This is a genomic window from Mucilaginibacter humi (assembly GCF_013087555.1).
In genome coordinates, this window is the sequence record NZ_JABFCR010000032.1 from 1 (window position 1) to 18,862 (window position 18,862).

Genomic DNA, 18,862 nt, shown 5'->3' on the forward strand with positions numbered 1-18,862 from the left:
TCTCCATATATTGCTTTAGTATCAACATAGAAAGATCAAGTTGATTTTGTGCTGTAGTTAAAGTTAAATTAGCTGTTGATACCTGCGCCTTGGCCTGCGACAGATCGGCCAGCGTTTGATTACCTACTTTAAAGCTGATGTCTGATCTGGCTAAAGTTTGATTGGCCAGATCTATTTGCTGTTTTGCCGCAACAACAAGGTCTGGTTGGTTAATATTTGCAGGTAGGTTGTTACAACGTTAAGGATCAGGTCGTTTTTAATTTTAGCTGTCTGTCCTTTATTCACATCAAGCAATAACCTGTTTTGAACTATTTGGTTACGTAACTGGCCGCCCCGGTAAAGTGTAACCTGTAGCTGTGCATTACCATTGGCGTTGAATGAGGTTGATGAAGTATATGTAAATGAACCTGCAACCTGGCTGCGCCCAAAATTATAGCCACCCCGGGTACTGGCGTTTAAACTTGGCAGTAAATTGTTTTTAGCTTGTTGCAGGTCTAAACTACCGATAGACTCGGCCACACGGGCCTGTTTTATGCTAAGGTTATTGGCCAAAGCGCGATCAACCGCCATTTGCAGGGTGACCTTCTCCTGCGCCTTTGCGGTAAAGCCTGTTAAAGCTATAACCAGCACACTTAGAAGAGTTACCCGTTTAAATATAAATTTTGTCATAAGGATATTCCTGTACAATTATTAGATTTCAGTATTAGCTGTTATATTTGAGAACCCCAACCTATTTTTACAAATTGCTCAAATATAATATTTGTTAAATGTACTGGTAAAAACTCCACGGCTTCTTAAAAAGCTGTATCCGCAATTATCCCGGGATATAAACAAGGCCGACCGTTGCATTTATCTGACGTTTGACGATGGACCTATACCTATTGTTACACCATTTGTATTAAATATTTTAAAACGGTACCATGCCAAAGCCACTTTTTTTGTATCGGCGACAACATACGCAAACATCCCGAGATTTTTGAGCAAATAAAGGCCGATGGCCACGCCATAGGCAATCATACGTACAACCACTTAAAAGGTTGGAAAACTGATGATATAACCTACGGATAATTTCTTACAGGCTGATGAATTGATTGACAGCAACCTGTTCAGGCCGCCCTATGGCCGTATAAAGAGATCGCAGGTTAGGCTGTTGAAAGAGGCAAGGCCTGATTTGAAATTTGTGATGTGGAACGTTTTAAGCGGCGATTTTGATGTGAACATATGGCCCGAAAGCTGCACGGATAATGTAACCAAGAATACCTCGGCCGGCGACATTGTGCTTTTCCACGATAGCCTTAAAGCGTTTGACCGGCTGGAGTTTGTTTTGCCTGAGGCAATGGAGTATTGGAGTAAGAAGGGATATGAGTTTAAAGCGATCGCATTTTAGTGTACTGTCCCAGTACAGATGCGACATATGGGACAACCGGGACAGTTGGGACACTTACCTACGATACTATTTACCGCCCGTTTTCACATACATCCAAACAATAGCAGCAACAACCGTTATAGCCAGTACTATTAATCCTATCCATCCCTGGCGCTTATCCTGTCGGATCAACCAGATCAAAAATGCCACAAGTGGTAATACAAAAATTATCCAGAAGATGAGTGAAGGAGCGGTCATTTTAATGAGTGAATTAGTGATTGATTGAATTAGTGAATGTGATTAGCATGTTTATTATTATATAGGATGTTGCGCTTTTAGTAACCATTCACTCAATCACTCATTCGCTCAATCACTCATTACTTACATCGGCATCCTTGCCAATGGTGTTATACTTTGTTCGGCAAATTCGCCTTGTAAATATTTATGGTAACCGGCTATGGCAATCATCCCGGCGTTATCTGTGCAATATTGCATTTCGGGGATGAAGCAGTTCCAGCCGTATTTAACACCCATTGCTTTTAAGCCATTACGCAAACCGGTATTAGCTGATACTCCGCCGGCTAACGCAATATCCTTTATACCATATTCATCAGCAGCTTTTTTAAGCTTATTAAGCAGGATGGTAACAATCCTATTTTCAACCGAGGCACAAATATCGTTTATATTTTCAGCAATAAAGTTGGGGTTTTGCGCCACGTTATCCCGTATAAAATACAGGATGGATGTTTTTAAGCCGCTAAAGCTAAAATCAAACCCGGGGATCTGTGGTTCAGGGAACTTGTATTTATCAGCGTCGCCCAGGCGTGCATGTTTATCAATCAAAGGTCCGCCGGGATAAGGCAGCCCTAATATTTTACTGGTTTTATCCATGGCTTCGCCTGCGGCATCATCCAGCGTCTGGCCAACCACTTCCATATCAAAATAGTCTTTCACCAAAACTATCTGCGTGTGTCCGCCCGATACCGTAAGGCATAAAAACGGGAAAGATGGTTTATTATCGCCAATAAAATGGGCCAGCACATGCGCCTGCATATGGTTTATTTCAATAATCGGGATGTTTTTAGCCAACGCAAATGCCTTGGCAAATGATACACCAACAAGCAATGAGCCTAAAAGTCCCGGTCCGCGCGTAAAAGCTACCGCATCCACCGCATTTTTGCTTACTTTTGCTTTTAGTAATGCCTGCTGTACAGCCGGAACAATATTTTGCTGATGAACCCTTGAGGCAAGCTCAGGGACGACACCACCGTAAGCTTCGTGTATAGATTGGTTGGCAATAACGTTGCTTAATACAACACCATCAACACAAACCGAAGCAGAGGTATCATCACAAGAAGATTCGATGGCTAATATTACAGGCGGCATTAATTATAGAAATTGTTGAATTATTGAATATTGATTTGTATTATAAACTAATCAAACATTCTTTAATCAAAGTAACTAAATACAGTTAAATAATAAACTATTGAGCTTTACAATTGTTGAAGTGGCGAAGGGCAATGCTACATTCATTAATTCAATAATTCAGTAACTCAATAATTAAAGGCCAAAGTTATTAAAAAGTACTAAAAATAGCCTTAAGCATTGTCTTGTTCCTGCTGTTAACGGTGAGCATACTGCTGCTGCTGTTTCAATATAAACCGGTACAAACCTGGGCCGCAAAAAAGGCAACAGCCTATTTGTCAAAAAAGCTGGGCACCGAGGTTAAAGTTAAAAGCCTGTACATTAAGCCTTTTTCATCAGTAGTACTTGAAGATTTTTATGTGCTTGATAAAGAACGCGACACTTTAGTACACACCCCAAAACTTACTGTCGAGCTTAACGGCTTCTCGGTTTTCAGTTCTATTAGTGACCGTAAACTTGACTTTAAACTGATACAGTTAGACAACGGCTCGTTTTACCTTAAAAACTACAAAAACAAAGTAACTAACCTGCAATTTGTATTAGACAGCTTAAAATCAAAAGACACTACTAAAAAGTGCCCGGCAAACCTGGACCATGATCTTTGAGCGCACCGTAGTAAATAATTTCCATTTCCGTTTTCATGATCTGAATAAGAACAACAAAATAACAGGGATAAACTTTGATGATCTGGATGTTTATAATCTAAGTGTCGCGGTTAATAATATGGACCTTAAACACCACACTTTTAAGGGTGATGTACAACACCTTACGCTAAAGGAAAAAGCGGGGTTCTACTTAAAAAACTATAGTGCGCTTACTACAATTGATACCAATAGGATTTTGGCGCAGCACCTGATTATCCAAACGCCAAAGTCGATTATAAGGAATCAGCTCGACATGAGGTTTAAAGATTTTGGCGATTTTGGCGATTTTGTTAACAAGGTACACATAGATGGCCAACTTCATTCGTCACATATTTCATCAACCGATATCGCTTATTTTACTACCGGGTTAGAAAAGATAAATTTTGAGTTAGGAGTTGATGGCCGTATAACCGGCTTAGTTAACAATTTAAAAGCAAAAAGCCTTACAATTACTGCCGGCCGTGCCACTTTTATAAAAGGCGATTTTAACTTTAAGGGATTGCCCGATTGGGATAAAACCCACCTCGACCTTAAATTTGACCAGTTAGCTACCAATAAAAAAGACCTTGATTATTTGTACAGCCATTTTACCGGCGACCCAAAAGCCGTGGCTCCCGAAATTGTCGGCCGTTTTGGCAACGTAAATTTCACCGGCGAGTTTAAAGGTTTACAAAATGATTTTGCAGCAACAGGCACATTTAAAACGCAATTAGGCCGGTTTGACCCCAATATCAAACTTAAAATAAACAAAGACGGGATACCTGCTTACACCGGCACCGTTGATGCTTATGATTTTAAACCCGGGTGTTTTAATAGGCGATAACACCATAGGCCGTACAACATTTAAGGCGGTTGTTAAAGGCAGCGGCAATGGGCTTAAAAACCTGAATGAAAATGTAAGCGCCAACATAGCTTACTTTAATTTCAAGAATTACAATTATAAAAACATAGCGGCAAATGGCACTTACGCCAATAAAAAGATAAATGCCAAGTTAACCATCAACGATAAAAATATAAAGTTTGATGGTATAGGCAGCCTTGATCTTAACCCTACTTTACCGGTATACAATTTTACTGCTAACGTACATGATGCCAATCTGCATGCGCTGAAATTGATGAAGGACACCATTGTTATAAGCGCGCAGCTAAAAACAACATTTTCTGGCAACAGCCTTAAAAACTTCGAAGGGAATATATTATTGTCGCCTATAAGGATAATTGACCCACGGAACAATTACCTGCTTGATTCTGTATATATTTCTGCAACTGGCAAAGGCGATTTAAGGCGAATAGCGTTAGAATCAGACGCGCTGGACGGTAGTATAAAAGGCAGTTATGATCTGGCTACCTTGCCATCTTATTTCAAAACAATTGCTAAAAAGTATATCCCGTCGTTAAAAACTGATATTACCCCACCCAAGCCGCAAAACTTTGATCTTAACTTAAAGATCAAGAACCTTGACCCGCTTACCGCCATCTTCCTGCCCGACCTGAAGATCCCCGAACAGGGAACTTTTATAGGCAAGTTTAACTCGGTCGAAAAAACGGCAACTATTAATGGGTATATCAAAACTATAAAGTATAAAAAAATTGTATTTCATGATTTTATTTTGGATGAAAGTACCAGCGACGCGTTTTTGGGACTCAACTTGTCGTTAAAACGGGTTGACCTTACCAATGAACTCTTTATTAAAAATATTGACATTACAAACTTTGTAAGTAACGACAGCTTAAGATTTAACGTAAAGCTTGCCGACAAAGACGCTACCAACCAACTGGACCTTTACGGTTTAGTTAAGTTTGGTACGGATACTACAGCCCGGCTTATGTTGCTGCCATCAGATATTATCTTAGAGCATCAAAAGTGGCACTTGCAGGAGCAGGTAAGAATAAAATTACTGGATGGCAAGACCCGGGTAGAAGGCTTCGAGCTTTCAAATGGCGAACAAAGAGCAAGGATAGACGGGTTTATATCTGACAATCCTGCCGACAAGTTAAAACTGTCGTTCATTAAATTTAGCATGGCTACGCTTAACGAGCTTACTAAAACCGCCGGCATAGACCTAAACGGAACGATGAACGGAGATATAATGTTCAGTTCTATCATGAAATCACCGGGGATTGACGCGCATTTAAATATTGATTCATTTAAAATGAACAATACAATGGTGGGCAATATTAAGTTAGTATCAAATTTAGACAATGAACGCAGCCGGGCCAATGTAAACGTAAACATACTTAACCGCGGCTTAGAAACATTAAATATTGGCGGTGCTTATTATTTAGGAAAAGGTAAAGAAGACAAGCTTGACTTTGATGTCAAAATGACCCAAACTGAAGCCATAATTTTTGAGCCTTTTATTAAGGACACGGTATCTGATTTGAAAGGCACTATATCTACCGATCTGAAATTAACAGGCACATTAGCTAAGCCGCAATTAAACGGAACCCTCACTTTAGTAAATACCGGTGTTACCGTAAATTATTTAAAAACGGCTTATACAGTTAATGATAAATTAAGTGTGACCAATAGCGTGGTCAATATCACCAACATGACGTTGAAGGATTTTCGCGGAGGCACGGGAATAGCCAACGGCAAGGTAGATTTGAATAACTTATCAAACCCTACTATCGATGTCGACCTTAAGGCTAATAACTTATTGGCGCTAAATACCAGCTTTAAGGATAACCACTTGTACTTCGGCACCGCCTATGCGTCAGGCGATTTTAAGTTTAACGGCCCTATTGATAATATGAATATCAACATAACGGCCGCTACACAAGCCGGTACAGTATTCAATATCCCGCTTAATACGTCATCAACTGTAAGCGAGTATGACTTTATAAAATTTGTGAGTCATAAAGATACACTTGGTTTAAAAGCTATAGAAAAAGTAAAGGCGTTTAATGGCGTTACACTTAATTTTGACCTGACAGTGGATGAGAAGGCCATTGTAAAGATAACTACTGATTACGGCGTATTACAGGGCAGCGGCCAAGCTAAAAACTTAAAGCTGCGGATAAACAGTTTGGGCGATTTTGATATGTTCGGCGAGTTTGTGATCACATCCGGAAAGTTTGACTTTACAGCCAAAAACTTCATCAGCAAAAACTTTACGGTTAACCGGGGCGGTAGCATACGCTGGACAGGTAACCCTACCAATGCCGAGATCAACCTTAAAGCTACTTATGAGGTACGTACAGATATAGCCCCGCTATATACCGCTGCGGGCCTGCAATCGCCTAAAGGTAATGAGCAGATATTGGTACAGGCAGAGTTATTACTTACCAAATCGCTTTTAGCGCCCGAAATTAACTTTGATTTTAATTTCCCTACAGACCCATCTGTTAAAGATGACCGGGCACTTACCTTGCTGACCCCAACAACCGCAACCAGCAGGCATTAAGTGTTATTGTAAGGCGTAACTTTAACTCGGGTACAGGTAGTAATTTAACTAACCAAGTAGCGGCTACAGCCACCAGCGCCATAAGCGAGTTTGCCTTTAATAAAATAAACAGCCTGATAGCACAGTCAAACATTAAGTATTTTGATTTTAATATCCGCTCATTTAATGATGCCAGCGCATCGTTAAAGCTTTTTAATGACAGGCTGGTATTTAACGGGAGCTTATTTAACAACAACGGCAGCTCTAACTTATTTAACAACTCAAACCTGCTAAATTCAAACTTTAATAATTTGACTAAGGATTTTGAAGCATCCTATTTTATCAGGGCCGACGGATCACTTACCGCGCGCTACTCTTACCGGGTGTTAAATACTACTACGTTAAATTATATTGATCAGTTATCGCCGCAATATGTTAATGGATTGGGCCTAATTTATCAAACAGATTTTAACAACTTTGGTGAATTTATAAGAAACATATTTACCCGCCGCAGGCGAACCAATGTAGGTGTTGCGCCGTTACCTACGCCCACAACTACACCATTATCAGGCGGCACCCCGGCAGCGACACCGGTTACACCACCGCAGCCGATAAAAAAAAATGAAGACGACGATAATTAGTGATCGCGCATAATGGAGTGATCCATTTTGTCTCTTTTGGTTCGTAGGTAAGCCTCGTTATGCGGGTTTGAAGCTATTTCTATCGGCACATTCTCTACTACCTCTAACCCGTAACCTATCAGTCCCGCTCTTTTCTTAGGATTATTGCTCATTAAGCGCATTTTTGATATACCCAGGCTGCGTAATATCTGCGCGCCAATGCCGTAATCGCGCTCATCCATACCAAAACCTAATTTAATATTAGCCTCCACGGTATCAAAACCGTTATCTTGTAAATTATAGGCTTTTAATTTATTAACCGGGCCAATGCCCCTGCCCTCTGGTTCATATAAACAATGGCTCCTTTGCCTTCTTTAGCTATCATCTCCATTGATTTGTGCAACTGCGGGCCACAATCGCAACGGCATGAACCAAATATATCACCGGTGATGCATGAGCTGTGTACACGCACTAAAATAGGCTCTTCCGGCTCCCGGTACCTTTAACCAAGGCCATGTGGTTTTCTCCGGTATTTAATTGGGTGTAAGCTATCATTTCAAAATCGCCCCATTCGGTAGGCAGCCTTACAGCTACTTCCTTTTTAATCATGGTTTCGGTATCTAAACGATAAGCGATCAGGTCCTTTATAGATACGATTTTAAGATCATGTGTTTTGGCCAGTTCAAATAATTCCGGTAAGCGGGCCATGTCGCCCTTATCATTCATTATCTCGCAGATAACACCTGCAGGCTCTAACCCGGCAAGTACCGCAAGGTCAATAGTTGCTTCAGTATGCCCGGCGCGGCGCAATACGCCACCATTTTTCGCTATCAAGGGGAAGATGTGGCCCGGCCTTCCTAAATCCTCTGGCTTAGTAGCCGGATCAATTAAAGCCATAATAGTTTTTGACCTGTCCGTAGCCGAGATACCCGTAGTACAGCCCTCCAGCAAATCAACAGAAACAGTAAAATTTGTTTCGTATGAGGTAGTGTTATTGCTAACCATGGGCTCCAGTTCCAGTTCGGTAGCGCGTTGCTGGGTAATTGGGGCGCAAACCAGGGCCACGGCCGTGGTGCACCATAAAGTTCACAGCCTCTGGCGTAGCAAAACGTGCCGCGGTTAAAAAATCGCCCTCGTTCTCTCTATCCTCATCATCAACAACAATTATTATTTCGCCTGCTTTTATAGCTTCTATGGCCTCTGGAATAGTGTTTAGCATCTTGTACTTTTGGTAGCTTTTTATATGGATACGTACCATATAGTAACAAAGTTAACGCATTATGTAAAAAAACAGGTCGGCAGTTTGTAAAGATTGTGGCGAAGATTGGATTACTGAAGATTAAAGATTAGTGATAGCAGTGTTAGTTACCTCAACTAATACTACAACTTTAATTACTAATCTTTTAAGTCTGCTCCTCAACAGCCTGTCCGCTAAGATCTACCTTACGCTTAAAGGCTGACATTACCCGGCCGAATGCCGCGTTAAACACCCGTTTGTATATATCGGCATCAAATATCACCGAATCATTAGCGGCTTTATAAGATAAGAACAGCCCTATAGGCGTTAAAATTATAATAGCTATCCACATACCCCAAAATGCAGATGCATCTCCGGCTTTAACCGCTTTCTCGCCTATGGTTGATATGATATGATAGATGAGGAAAAATACTACCGACACCACCACTGGTAAGCCAAGCCCACCTTTACGAATAATTGCACCCAATGGTGCCCCAATTAAAAACAGTACCGGGCAAGCTGCTGATAAAGTAAATTTCTTTTGGTACTCAACCGCCGCGCTATGTACACTGTATGATGCATCCTTATAACGCTCGTTACGTTGTTTGATCAGGTCTTGTACAGACCGGGCCTCGCTTAGGGCATTGGTTATATAACTTAATTTTTGGTTGTTGGTACCAAAATTCATTACCCCTTGTTTATATTCAGCATGGGTTTTATCAACCATGTCTTTACTGCGCGGCATAGAGAAGTATTTGATATAAGCCGTAAGTAACCCATAGTTAACCCTGCGGCCGCTATCAATTACATGATCAATCTTTCTCATGGTATCTTTTAACAAACGCCTGTTCATCATCTGGAAGGCACGGCTAAAACCACTTTCATCTGTCCGTTTAAAAGCAAGCCCGGTAAGGTCTAATTTGTATTGTGCTGTTTTAAAGCGGAAACGTGTTAATATCTGTCGTGGATTTGGATTGAAATTACCACCGCCTGGTTTCTCCTCATAACGGATACCATCTTCAAGGTTAATGATCAGATATTTGTTATCGTTTGACCGATACATATTACCCTTTTTAGCTTTTAAAACGTAGCCGGGGTTTTCAAAATCGACACTTTTTGCGTAGATGGTTACGCCATGCAGGGTTTGTCCGTCGGCATCCTTTTTATCAACGCGAATGGTATAACCGGGGAAGCTGCTACTAAAAACCCCTTCAGGTAAAAAGTTGGCTGATTTTTGCTCGCGTGCATCCCACAGTAATGAGTAGTATTTTAGGTTTGCTTTAGGCAACATGTAATCCGAAAAGAAAAACGCGCCTATACTCAACACCAATACCGCTACAAACATAGGGTACAGGGCACGGGTTAAGGATATGCCGGCAGACTTAATAGCTACCAACTCATAATTTTCGCCCGAGGCTGCCATACGTCATAATAGAAGAAAGAAGTACGGAAAGCGGCAGCGCCATTTGCACGTTGGTTGCCGATGCATATAACATCAGTTCGGCAATAACATACCATTCAAATCCTTTGCCTATCAGGTCGTCAATGTATTTCCATAGAAATAGCATTAGCAACACAAACATTACTATCACAAAGGTCACTATAAATGGCCTTATAAATGATTTTAGTAATAAGAGGTGGATCTTTTTCACGGCGCAAAATTAGGGAATTTTATCCCTTTATGCACCTAGAACGCTAATTAGGTACTGAATCTGATTATCCCAGATCAATTTTCTTTCACCTATGGTTTCTTCGGTGGCAAAATCGGTTATACTTAAAGCAACATCATTAGTTAACTCGTCTGGATTATTTCCATTTCAAAATAGCATTGCGGCTCGTCATCATCCCATTTAAATTTTACCAGCTTATTTTCTTTTATGGCTATTAATTTAGCTTTTTGCTGCTCGCCATCGAGGTAAAGGTATAAACCTGGTCGCGCACACTTACATCATCAGCAAACCATTGGGTAAGCCCGTTGGGCTCATTCAGGAAAGTATATAGTATTCTTGGAGATGATTTTATTTCATACTCAATATTAAACTTCTTCTTCTCAGACATGGGGTTATAATTCAGGCTTAAGCCACAATATTAACATTTTTTCTAAAGGAAACGAATTTATCCTATATTTGCAAACCTTTTTTAGGGCACCACATCCGGCGGGGTAGCTCAGATGGTTAGAGCGTAGGATTCATAACCCTAAGGTCGGCAGTTCGATCCTGCTCCCCGCTACCGGCAGAAAGCCGTCAGACATTTTCTGGCGGCTTTTCTTGTTATATACATTCGTGTTTTACAGTTTTATGCCTGTACTCCCCAAAATTCATCAAAATCCGGCCCGATTTTCCTTTTGTCTGGTCTGTTATTAAAAAGTCAGTAGCTTAGTTGATTAATAAACCTTATTATCAAAGCATGAAAGAAGCAGGAGGTCATACTAAAAAAAAATGGGTCACTCCCATGTTTAGTATCATATCATATGGTTATGTAGAAGCGAAAAATAATAATCACGCCCATGAGAGCCAATATATCCATACGCCTGGATCCAATTGGAAAAATCCAGCTCATCCGACCGTAATATCAAAAACCATGTTACTTAATTATTTGTCGTAGTCGTATTACAATAGATAGTTGAAATTATTTCGGTATGGTTACTAAAGTGATACCGCTGTCGGCTAAAAGGCAAGCAGTTAAAATCAATTATCGTATTCCCTCACGTCGCAGACGGGTCATTACTCCTTGTCTTCTCAACGATATCCCGGATGACAGCATCCAGTTCATCGGCTGATTTTTTTAGGAAAGGCAAAATCTGAGGCAATAATTTCGGTTTTTCGCATCGGTAGCCATTTCTGTCAGTCCAATAATGCGGGCCAGCGGCGCGCGCACGATATGTGACTGGGACCAGGCAATGTCGCGCAACTGTTTATTCTGTTCTTCTATTGCTGTTAAATAATTCATCCGTTCGGTAATATCCCGTTCAATAGCAATATAATTGTTTACCTGCCCGTCGGCATTAGCAACCGGTGCAATGGCCAGAGAGGCCCAATAAGGCTGTCCGCCTTTTTTATAAAACACCACTTCAATTGCGCAGCTTTCCTGATTTCGCATCGCCTGGCTTAGCTTGGCTATCTGCAGTTTGTCGGTTTGCTGTCCATGTAACAAGTCAATACCTCCCGCTTTGATCTCTTCAGCAGTATACCCCGTCATTTTTGAAAAGGCGCTGTTGACATAGATAACGGAAGGCAAACCTTGCCCCCGGCGGTGGTTATCATTACGGCATCTGTTGTATTGGTGATCACTGATTCGGGAGCCTGAGGTGATGCTCTTCGGCCTTCTGGTGGGTCACGTCTTTCATTGCACCTATCATCCGCAATGGCTGGCCTTGCTCTCCGCGGATCACCATTGCATTATTCGATATGATAGCATACGTTCCGTCAGCTTTTTCAAAACGGTATTCATCCTGCCAGCGGGTCGTAAGTTCACCATCCAACACCGCATTGATACGCAGCAATACTTCGGGCTGGTCATCCGGATGCAGCCTATCCAGTATCCAGTCGATCGCGACCATTTCACCTGCCTCGGCATAGCCGAAGAGTGACGAGAAGCCTTCGCCTATCCAAACCAGTTTATTTACAATATCCCAGTCCCATATAGCGTCAGACGCGGCTTTGGCTGCCAGCCGGAATCTTTCGTTACTTTGGATGATACTGGTTTCGGCCTTGATCTGTTCTGTAATATCCCGGCAAATAACCATGCGGGCCCGCCGACCCACATAATCAATGGGATGCCCGGTAATCTCCACCAGGATAACTGATCCGTCCTTTTTAAGATGGCGCCAGTAATTTGTCGGTTTATACGCCTTATCTGTTAGTGTCTGCAAAACATCGGTTAAGGCAACCGAGTCTTCAGCGGGCCGGATATCCATAATCGTCATTGATAAAAACTCTTCCCTTGAGTAGCCATAATGCTTGACAGCGGCTTCATTAACTTCGATGATACACAATGTCTCTGTATCATATATCCATTTTGGCAGCGGGCTGAGGTTAAATATTTTGCGATATTTTTCTTCTGACAATTCGATGTGTCGTTGTGCGGCCTGCAATTTCAGGTCGCTTTCCACACGTGCAGTCACGTCCCTGAAATTATTAATGATACCGTCAATAACCGGGTCATGCAGCATATTCGTGAGCGTAGCTTCAACCCAACGCAAGGTTCCGTCCTTATGCACTATACGAATGGCCCCGGTATTTACCGGAATGCCGGGTTGAGCCAGTATGGCAGCCATTATTTGTTGGACCGTTGGCAGATCGCCATGATATACGATTATCAAAGCGTCTAATTGTGTCGCTTCTGCTTCTGTATAGCCAGTGATTTTTTCACCCGCCGGCGATATATATCCTATTTTTCCTTCCGCAGACAGGATTGCGATGGCATCTGAATTATTTTCTACTAACCCTCTAAACCGCTTTTCGCTGTTGATTAGCTTTTCTTCCGCGTGCTTTTGAAGAGTAATGTCCCTCCCTGATACGCATAAACCAGTAATTTTGCCTTGCTCTTGAACCGGATTAATGCCAAAACAATACCAGCGAAGGCTGCCGTCAGCGGCAGGATACGCTTTTTCATAGGCGATAGCTTCACCGGCCAATGCTCTTGAAGCGGCCATTTTGAAAACAGGTCTGCGGTCCTCCGGTAAATAATCAAGCAGGGAGTTTCCGGCTTTTACCTTGTTCCCGTTCGCGTGCTGAAAGATGAGTTCATCTGCCTTATCGTTTGACGCCACGATCTCCAGCTCTGTATCCACCAACACAAAACCTTCCACCGTATGGTTAAAAATCGCGCGAAGGTTCTCTTCCGATTGCCGGATGTGTTCTTCGGCCATCTTCCATTTACGTATATCGGTGATCTCGGTGCAATAACGATGCTCGCCCGCATCTGTAAAGAACTGTACAGATGAATATTCGCAGGGGAAACGTTCGCCGCCGGGTAAGATACCGGTAACTTCGCCTTTGGCCGCGCCAAACTGTTTGCGTTGCAGCAATAGCTGGTGCAAGCGCGGGTCGTTATTATCCAGCACATCCTGCCGGTATACCCGGTTCGCGTCTTCCCTGTTGAAACCAAACAACCGGCAAGCAGCATCATTTACCGCAAGCACTTCTCCTTGTTCGTCTGATAAAAAAACGGATTTTGAGCAGTTTCAAAAATTCGCTCATAAGGTAGCGTTAAAGGCCGGGGCTTTCCCTTAGTTCATGAATAAGTTGGCAAACATAAACCACCGCACCACGCTCATCAACTACTGGCAAAAATTCGGGCACCCAAAACCGTAACCGTGTGTGGCCTAACCTGTCGCATACCGGATATGGTATAGTGCCGGGAGCCTGTGGTTGTTTAAGTTCGATAGAGCGCCGGATACTTTGACCTGTCCGCCTGATGGGCGACTCCGGATCATCGGGCTGCAGATCCGGAAAGACATCGAAGAAAGGCCGGCCGCACAGACTCTCCCCGGAGCGGGACAACAGTTGCAGATAAGCCTCATTGGCTTCAATTATTTGAAATCGATCATCGGCCGTCAACAATAAAGCGGCGACAGGAAAATCGGCAAAAATAGATTCCAGCTTCTCGATAGTCAGCATATAGGTTACATTGGTTTCTCCGAAACGCGTTTACTAATATAACCTCAGGATAATGATAGTTACAAATTTTTCTTAAAAATTAATGATAGCGCCTTAAATTTCGTCTTTGTATGCATTACTCTTTATTATCTACGTAAGGCGTCATTTAATCCTGCTCCCCGCTACAGAACTTATCCCCTGAGACGATTTTTATTTATATTTGGAGACGAAAAACTTGCATGGCCTCATTTATAAAAACACGGATAACTAATAGTAAACACGTTTATCTATTAGTTAAACCAATCATCGTTTTGTTATTAGGAACCACCTCTGTAAACGCCCGGGATCATCATTTTGACCCACTCGAACACACCGCCGCAAAGCAGTGTAATGTTTACCGTACCGGGGATTGATAATGTGCCCGATCTGTTTGGCGACATTAACGATCCGCAACTGGTGATATTCTTTGCCGGCAATCAATTTATGTGTATCGATGACCTGCTTGCTGAGTTTAAAAAAGCCTATCCCCAATATCAGCGCGTTTTTGCCGAGACTTTGCCTCCGGGAATTTTAGCAAAGCAGATCGCCGGCGGCTCGGTAACTGTTGGGAATATGCGCATCACTTTAAAGCCAGATGTGTTTACCGCCGGTAAAGGTTTGATCGACCAGATGGCTGATAGTTTTACCCATACCGAGCCTTATGCTTATAACAACCTGGCTATTATGGTGCAAAAGGGCAACCCAAAAAACATTAAAGGCTTCATAGATCTGGCGAAGGCCGATATCCGCGTAAGCATGCCTAATCCTGCGGGAAGGTATTGGCAAGCTGATTGAAAAAGCCTATGTAATTGCCGGTACAGAAATGCTGCGCAAAAAAATAATGGAAGATAAGGTGAAAGATGGCAGTACTTATTTAACCCAGATCCATCACCGCGAAACACCGATGCGCATATTATACAACCAGGCTGATGCTGCCCCGGTTTGGTACAGCGAGGCTTATTATCAACAACTAATAGGCCATCCTACAGATCTTGTTGAAATACCCGTCGGCCAAAATGTTAGCGAAACCTATGTAGCCGGGCGACTAAAGACTGCCCCACACGCGCAGGCCGCTAAAGATTTTATGTTTTTTTAACCGGTCCAACTGCAAAAGCTATTTATAGGAAATACGGATTTTCTATTAAATAAGTGAAGGATCTTAGCTATTTATCTGCCCAGGCTTTTCTTAAAAATCGCAACCAGTTGCCATGCATCATATTTTCGATATCCACATCAGCATAACCGCGTTTAGCTAACAGCCCGGTTACTTTTTGCAAATCAGCAATGGTTTCCAGATCATACGGGCATTGCTCTCGGCCAAAGGCGCCATCCAGATCAGTACCCATGCCCACATGTAATGCGTTGCCGGCTATTTGGCAGATATGATCAATATGGTCTATCATTACTTCCAAATTGCAGTTCATCCCTTGGGGGTAGATTGGCCACGTACCCAATTGGGCACCATCATCCAGGCATCAAGCGCAGCGCCAATTACAGCACCACGGGCAATTAAGGCTTTTATCTGCTCATCGCTATATTGACGGTTATGATTTACCGGGGCGCGGCAGTTATTATGGCTTGCCCAAACGTAGCCGTTAAAGTTATCCAGCGCCTCCCAAAAACTATCATCACATAAATGAGTGGCATCTAAGATTATATTTAGCCGCTCCATTTCTTTTAACAGTTCATGTCCTTTGGGCCCCATAAAGCCTGTAGCATCCGTACCTTGCGCATACCGGCCGGGACCATAGTGTGCAGGCCCAACAGCGCGTAACCCATCGTGATAGGCCCGCTCCAAATGCCCGACAGTAACCAATGAATCGGCACCCTCCAAGCTTAGGATATAGCCAATGGGTTTAATGGCATTATCATTACCATCGGCCCAGAGTTTTACATGTTTATCAAGCGTAGCTAAGTTATTTATCTGCACCATTTCACCGGCATCTTCCATGGCTTTGTACCGGGCCAGTTGGCCCTGCGTTTGCGCCAGGCCTGTTGAGGCGAATGCCAGCCCGGCAACTTGTTACCGGGCGCTACATAGCGTGCAATTTGCGTAGCCACTACCAGGCTGATATTGCCTTTACGCAGTTCGGGTAACGATACGGTGGCTTTGCCGCGGTCGGGTTTATCTGTCAGGCCAAGCTCGCGTTCATTAATGGTTGCAACCGGCCGGGTTAGGTCGCGGTTCCATTCCAGCGCGTTCATGCTCAGGTCAAGATGTGCATCTACAATAAACATGCTGCGGATAGTTATACTAATTCAAAAAGCGCCTCGATCTCTACCGGGATATTATCCGGCAACGAGCCAAAACCAACGGCGCTGCGCACACCTATCCCATTCTCGGTACCCCATACCTGTGCAAACAGTTCGCTGCAGCCGTTAATTACATACGGGTGCTTTTCAAAATCAGGTGTACAGTTAACCATACCCAAAACCTTAATAACCCGCTTTACCTTATTTAAACTGCCCGGGTTAGTTTTAATGGTTGACAGGATTGCCAAACCAACCTGCCTTGCGGCCAGTTTGCCTTCGTCCATATCCATATCTTCACCAATACGGCCTATGATCAGGCTCTTATCATCCTGTACCGTTCCGTGGCCCGATACATACAGATATTTACCATCTATAAGGCATGGTTTATATACACCCAACGGTGTTGGCGCGGGTGGCAGGTTTAATCCGGTTTGTGCGAAATTTTCTTCGGGAGAGTTCATGTGGGTGTAGCTTTATTTTTGTTAAAAGTACATAAGCTTATGGCTAAAAAGAAGCTCGTTTTTTTATTTATACATCAGCACCTGCCCTTTATTTTGTAAGTTAGTACTTTGGCAAACCAGCCATAAGCCTGTATATGAGAACAAATCCAATCACATCCATACCCTGTTATGTTGCTGCTATAGTTTTAACTGTTTCTGTTTTTTGTCGGATTCCCAAAGCATTCTCGCAGGCTAAATCAGCAGCAGTTAGTGTAAACTTTGATAAAGATGGTCACCGGGTAACGCGTTTCAGCACCGTTGGCGATGCGATTGACGCGCACGATGGCGAGATAGCCCTGTTTAACGGCACCTATTACCTGTACGGCACCAGTTACGATTGTGGTTTTGCACGGGGTGATAAGAAAGCTCCTTTTTGCGGTTTTAAAAGCTATTCATCAACAGATATGGTGAACTGGACCGATCGCGGTTTCCTGTTCGACGCGCAAACGCCAGTTTGGCAAACACGCTGTAATGGTAATACTTATGGTTGCTTTCGCCCGCATGTTATTTTTAATGAGCGAACCAAACTATATGTGCTCTGGATAAACGTTTACGACAATGTATCAGGTTATCGCGTGTTTACGGCTAAACAACCTGCCGGTCCGTTTACCGAGGTTGCCGAACCCAAGCTCGCCGTTAACAGTAACATGCCTGCGGCAGGCCTGAACAACGGCGACCACGATACCTTCGTAGATGACGACGGCACCGCCTACTTAGCTTACACTGACTGGCGCACTAAGGGCAGCATTATCGTAGAAAAGCTAAGCGCCGACTACCTAACCGGTACAGGCGAATACGTTGGAGGCATTACCAAAGGATCAACCGAGGCACCGGGTATGTTTAAGCGAAACGGCATTTATTACATTGTGTATTCTGATCCTAACTGCGGGTACTGCTCGGGCACCGGTGCTTCTTATCGTATGGCCAAAGCCCCGTTGGGGCCGTGGGGCGAGAGTAAGAAGATCAGCGATAACTCATGCGGTGGTCAGCCGTCGTTTGTGTCGACCATTAAATTAGGCGCCGGTACCGTTTATTTGTTTGGTAGCGACCTGTGGAACCATGCTGCCAAGAACGAAGCCCCGGCCAACTATTACTGGGCTCCATTGGCCTTTAACGACGATGGCTCCATCAAACCCATGACCTGCGAACAGGCCTTTAAGATCTCGCCCTCAAACAACAAGGCCACACCGGGTAAAGCTGCCGGCTTAAGTTACCGCCTGCATGGTGATATCGCCCGGAACATACAGCGCAGACAATCGTTCAAAACGGCTAAATCCGGCATGTTAACCGATATCAGCCTGACAATCTTCAAGAATGGCTACCCGGATGCAGGCTTACAGATTGATCTTTATAAAGCCGACCTAACCGGTGCCCCAATTGGTAAAGCGGTATACAGCCAAACCCTAACTGCCGATGCTATCGGCTGGGCGGCAAAGAACATTATCATTCATCCCAAAGTTGCGGTTACCGGGGGCAGCCGCTATTGCATTGTACTGCAGTCGGCAACGGCTACCGGGGTTTATGGCATGGCTTATAATGACGATGTTAAAACCACTGCCGGGGTTGAAAGCTATAGCAGTAATGGTGGTAATAGTTTCTCGGTTGAGCCGAATAGAGTGTTGAAGTTTGCGGTGATGATTAAATAGCGTTACAGGTGTAACAAAAACAGGTGTAACACCTGCAACACTTCAATATGGTTAATTTTTATACTTAAGAAAGGTATAATACTCAGCGTACTACATCGTTGCACTTTACTTAACACCATACATGCAAGTAGTAAAAATATTCGTTA

Annotated in this window: 22 protein-coding genes, 1 tRNA gene and 5 pseudogenes; 10 read left to right on the forward strand and 18 right to left on the reverse strand. The window is 43.2% G+C overall.

From position 1 onward, the window contains the following. A pseudogene (locus HK413_RS07900) lies at positions 1-669 on the reverse strand (TolC family protein); the annotation flags it as partial. A gap of 91 nt (positions 670-760) precedes the next feature. On the opposite strand from HK413_RS07900, the pseudogene HK413_RS22135 reads away from it, so the two are divergent. Together HK413_RS22135 and HK413_RS20985 are read left to right on the forward strand one after the other, a co-directional pair. Further along, positions 761-1,068 (forward strand): annotated as a pseudogene (locus tag HK413_RS22135) (polysaccharide deacetylase family protein). 82 nt (positions 1,069-1,150) lie between these two features. Then, positions 1,151-1,387: a polysaccharide deacetylase family protein gene (locus HK413_RS20985; protein ID WP_317169391.1), complete on the forward strand. Its 237-nt coding sequence runs from the start codon at positions 1,151-1,153 to the stop codon at positions 1,385-1,387. A 66-nt stretch (positions 1,388-1,453) separates the two neighbouring features. On the opposite strand, the gene HK413_RS07910 is transcribed toward HK413_RS20985, so the two are convergent. Continuing rightward, on the reverse strand, positions 1,454-1,624 hold the full coding sequence (locus HK413_RS07910; protein WP_175269786.1) for a hypothetical protein: 171 nt from the start codon (positions 1,622-1,624) through the stop codon (positions 1,454-1,456). A gap of 123 nt (positions 1,625-1,747) precedes the next feature. Next, positions 1,748-2,752, reverse strand: coding sequence for a tRNA (adenosine(37)-N6)-threonylcarbamoyltransferase complex transferase subunit TsaD (gene tsaD, locus HK413_RS07915; protein ID WP_175269787.1), 1,005 nt, complete (start codon positions 2,750-2,752; stop codon positions 1,748-1,750). Between the two features lie 224 nt (positions 2,753-2,976). Between tsaD and HK413_RS07920 the strand changes: the two genes are divergently transcribed. Genes HK413_RS07920 through HK413_RS07930 form a run of 3 tightly spaced genes read left to right on the forward strand, consistent with a single transcriptional unit; the run spans position 2,977 to position 6,842 of the window. Further along, on the forward strand, positions 2,977-3,396 hold the full coding sequence (locus tag HK413_RS07920; protein WP_175269788.1) for a hypothetical protein: 420 nt from the start codon (positions 2,977-2,979) through the stop codon (positions 3,394-3,396). Next, the gene (locus HK413_RS07925) at positions 3,386-4,258 is read left to right on the forward strand and encodes a hypothetical protein (protein ID WP_175269789.1); all 873 of its coding nucleotides are present in this window, start codon (positions 3,386-3,388) and stop codon (positions 4,256-4,258) included. Before HK413_RS07920 ends, HK413_RS07925 begins: the two co-directional genes overlap by 11 nt. Next, entirely contained in the window at positions 4,218-6,842 is a 2,625-nt protein-coding gene (locus HK413_RS07930; protein ID WP_175269790.1) for a translocation/assembly module TamB domain-containing protein, read from the forward strand. Before HK413_RS07925 ends, HK413_RS07930 begins: the two co-directional genes overlap by 41 nt. On the opposite strand, the gene HK413_RS07935 is transcribed toward HK413_RS07930, so the two are convergent. Next, positions 6,802-7,101, reverse strand: coding sequence for a hypothetical protein (locus tag HK413_RS07935; RefSeq protein WP_175269791.1), 300 nt, complete (start codon positions 7,099-7,101; stop codon positions 6,802-6,804). The two genes, HK413_RS07930 and HK413_RS07935, sit on opposite strands and share 41 nt — an antisense overlap. A 31-nt stretch (positions 7,102-7,132) precedes the next feature. On the opposite strand from HK413_RS07935, the gene HK413_RS07940 reads away from it, so the two are divergent. Continuing rightward, a complete protein-coding gene (locus tag HK413_RS07940; protein ID WP_175269792.1) occupies positions 7,133-7,462 on the forward strand; it encodes a hypothetical protein in 330 nt (109 codons plus the stop codon). Here the strand turns inward: HK413_RS07940 and ribA are convergent. From ribA to HK413_RS07955, 6 genes and pseudogenes are all read right to left on the reverse strand, one after another. After that, positions 7,459-7,913 (reverse strand): annotated as a pseudogene (ribA, locus tag HK413_RS22140) (GTP cyclohydrolase II RibA). The gene HK413_RS07940 and the pseudogene ribA overlap by 4 nt on opposite strands. Next, a complete protein-coding gene (gene ribB, locus HK413_RS22145; RefSeq protein ID WP_394353148.1) occupies positions 7,913-8,506 on the reverse strand; it encodes a 3,4-dihydroxy-2-butanone-4-phosphate synthase in 594 nt (197 codons plus the stop codon). The pseudogene ribA and the gene ribB overlap by 1 nt, the downstream one beginning before the upstream one ends. Next, positions 8,439-8,699, reverse strand: a complete 261-nt coding sequence (locus HK413_RS22150) for a 3,4-dihydroxy-2-butanone-4-phosphate synthase (protein WP_394353149.1) — start codon at positions 8,697-8,699, stop codon at positions 8,439-8,441. Before HK413_RS22150 ends, ribB begins: the two co-directional genes overlap by 68 nt. Positions 8,700-8,844: 145 nt before the next feature. Continuing rightward, positions 8,845-10,101 carry an LptF/LptG family permease gene (locus HK413_RS07950; RefSeq protein ID WP_246230049.1) on the reverse strand — a complete coding sequence of 419 codons (1,257 nt, stop codon included), beginning with the start codon at positions 10,099-10,101 and terminating at the stop codon, positions 8,845-8,847. Then, a complete protein-coding gene (locus HK413_RS17375) occupies positions 10,076-10,330 on the reverse strand; it encodes an LptF/LptG family permease (RefSeq protein ID WP_317169392.1) in 255 nt (84 codons plus the stop codon). The genes HK413_RS07950 and HK413_RS17375 overlap by 26 nt, the downstream gene beginning before the upstream one ends. A 27-nt stretch (positions 10,331-10,357) precedes the next feature. After that, positions 10,358-10,736: pseudogene (locus HK413_RS07955) on the reverse strand (START-like domain-containing protein). Between the two features lie 97 nt (positions 10,737-10,833). On the opposite strand from HK413_RS07955, the gene HK413_RS07960 reads away from it, so the two are divergent. Then, positions 10,834-10,907, forward strand: a tRNA-Met gene (locus HK413_RS07960). Positions 10,908-11,462: 555 nt separating this feature from the next. Here the strand turns inward: HK413_RS07960 and HK413_RS07965 are convergent. From HK413_RS07965 to HK413_RS07975, 4 genes and pseudogenes are all read right to left on the reverse strand, one after another. Then, positions 11,463-11,915 carry a PAS domain-containing protein gene (locus tag HK413_RS07965; RefSeq protein WP_262886832.1) on the reverse strand — a complete coding sequence of 151 codons (453 nt, stop codon included), beginning with the start codon at positions 11,913-11,915 and terminating at the stop codon, positions 11,463-11,465. A 49-nt stretch (positions 11,916-11,964) separates the two neighbouring features. Beyond that, entirely contained in the window at positions 11,965-13,548 is a 1,584-nt protein-coding gene (locus HK413_RS07970; RefSeq protein WP_246230057.1) for a PAS domain-containing protein, read from the reverse strand. Then, positions 13,546-13,839: pseudogene (locus HK413_RS17380) on the reverse strand (PAS domain-containing protein); the annotation flags it as partial. The gene HK413_RS07970 and the pseudogene HK413_RS17380, both read right to left, overlap by 3 nt. A 49-nt stretch (positions 13,840-13,888) precedes the next feature. Continuing rightward, on the reverse strand, positions 13,889-14,299 hold the full coding sequence (locus tag HK413_RS07975; RefSeq protein ID WP_175269795.1) for a PAS domain-containing protein: 411 nt from the start codon (positions 14,297-14,299) through the stop codon (positions 13,889-13,891). 333 nt (positions 14,300-14,632) lie between these two features. On the opposite strand from HK413_RS07975, the gene HK413_RS19630 reads away from it, so the two are divergent. Continuing rightward, a complete protein-coding gene (locus HK413_RS19630) occupies positions 14,633-15,112 on the forward strand; it encodes a molybdate ABC transporter substrate-binding protein (protein WP_262886833.1) in 480 nt (159 codons plus the stop codon). Between the two features lie 28 nt (positions 15,113-15,140). Beyond that, positions 15,141-15,413 carry a substrate-binding domain-containing protein gene (locus tag HK413_RS19635; RefSeq protein ID WP_262886834.1) on the forward strand — a complete coding sequence of 91 codons (273 nt, stop codon included), beginning with the start codon at positions 15,141-15,143 and terminating at the stop codon, positions 15,411-15,413. Between the two features lie 67 nt (positions 15,414-15,480). Here the strand turns inward: HK413_RS19635 and HK413_RS19640 are convergent, their stop codons facing one another. The 4 genes from HK413_RS19640 to HK413_RS07990 are packed head-to-tail and all read right to left on the reverse strand — an operon-like array spanning position 15,481 to position 17,031. Beyond that, positions 15,481-15,741 carry a dipeptidase gene (locus tag HK413_RS19640; RefSeq protein WP_262886835.1) on the reverse strand — a complete coding sequence of 87 codons (261 nt, stop codon included), beginning with the start codon at positions 15,739-15,741 and terminating at the stop codon, positions 15,481-15,483. Continuing rightward, positions 15,738-16,268: a dipeptidase gene (locus HK413_RS19645; RefSeq protein ID WP_262886836.1), complete on the reverse strand. Its 531-nt coding sequence runs from the start codon at positions 16,266-16,268 to the stop codon at positions 15,738-15,740. The genes HK413_RS19640 and HK413_RS19645 overlap by 4 nt, the downstream gene beginning before the upstream one ends. After that, positions 16,238-16,555 carry a hypothetical protein gene (locus tag HK413_RS17385; protein ID WP_246230051.1) on the reverse strand — a complete coding sequence of 106 codons (318 nt, stop codon included), beginning with the start codon at positions 16,553-16,555 and terminating at the stop codon, positions 16,238-16,240. Before HK413_RS17385 ends, HK413_RS19645 begins: the two co-directional genes overlap by 31 nt. A gap of 11 nt (positions 16,556-16,566) precedes the next feature. Further along, positions 16,567-17,031, reverse strand: coding sequence for a RidA family protein (locus HK413_RS07990; protein WP_175269796.1), 465 nt, complete (start codon positions 17,029-17,031; stop codon positions 16,567-16,569). Between the two features lie 134 nt (positions 17,032-17,165). On the opposite strand from HK413_RS07990, the gene HK413_RS07995 reads away from it, so the two are divergent. Next, entirely contained in the window at positions 17,166-18,716 is a 1,551-nt protein-coding gene (locus tag HK413_RS07995) for a family 43 glycosylhydrolase (protein WP_175269797.1), read from the forward strand. Positions 18,717-18,862: the final 146 nt, after the last annotated feature.

Excerpts from the sequence above, each read along its gene's own strand:
- HK413_RS07930 (WP_175269790.1), top strand. The coding sequence starts at position 4,218 with ATGCTTATGATTTTAAACCCGGGTGTTTTAATAGGCGATAACACCATA.
- tsaD (WP_175269787.1), bottom strand. The coding sequence starts at position 2,752 with ATGCCGCCTGTAATATTAGCCATCGAATCTTCTTGTGATGATACCTCT.
- HK413_RS07970 (WP_246230057.1), bottom strand. The coding sequence starts at position 13,548 with ATGGCCGAAGAACACATCCGGCAATCGGAAGAGAACCTTCGCGCGATT.
- HK413_RS17385 (WP_246230051.1), bottom strand. The coding sequence starts at position 16,555 with ATGTTTATTGTAGATGCACATCTTGACCTGAGCATGAACGCGCTGGAA.
- HK413_RS07975 (WP_175269795.1), bottom strand. The coding sequence starts at position 14,299 with ATGCTGACTATCGAGAAGCTGGAATCTATTTTTGCCGATTTTCCTGTC.
- HK413_RS07925 (WP_175269789.1), top strand. The coding sequence starts at position 3,386 with ATGATCTTTGAGCGCACCGTAGTAAATAATTTCCATTTCCGTTTTCAT.
- HK413_RS19640 (WP_262886835.1), bottom strand. The coding sequence starts at position 15,741 with ATGAACTGCAATTTGGAAGTAATGATAGACCATATTGATCATATCTGC.
- HK413_RS07910 (WP_175269786.1), bottom strand. The coding sequence starts at position 1,624 with ATGACCGCTCCTTCACTCATCTTCTGGATAATTTTTGTATTACCACTT.
- HK413_RS19635 (WP_262886834.1), top strand. The coding sequence starts at position 15,141 with ATGCTGCGCAAAAAAATAATGGAAGATAAGGTGAAAGATGGCAGTACT.
- HK413_RS07995 (WP_175269797.1), top strand. The coding sequence starts at position 17,166 with ATGAGAACAAATCCAATCACATCCATACCCTGTTATGTTGCTGCTATA.
- HK413_RS07990 (WP_175269796.1), bottom strand. The coding sequence starts at position 17,031 with ATGAACTCTCCCGAAGAAAATTTCGCACAAACCGGATTAAACCTGCCA.
- HK413_RS22150 (WP_394353149.1), bottom strand. The coding sequence starts at position 8,699 with ATGGTACGTATCCATATAAAAAGCTACCAAAAGTACAAGATGCTAAAC.
- HK413_RS19645 (WP_262886836.1), bottom strand. The coding sequence starts at position 16,268 with ATGGAAGATGCCGGTGAAATGGTGCAGATAAATAACTTAGCTACGCTT.
- HK413_RS07950 (WP_246230049.1), bottom strand. The coding sequence starts at position 10,101 with ATGGCAGCCTCGGGCGAAAATTATGAGTTGGTAGCTATTAAGTCTGCC.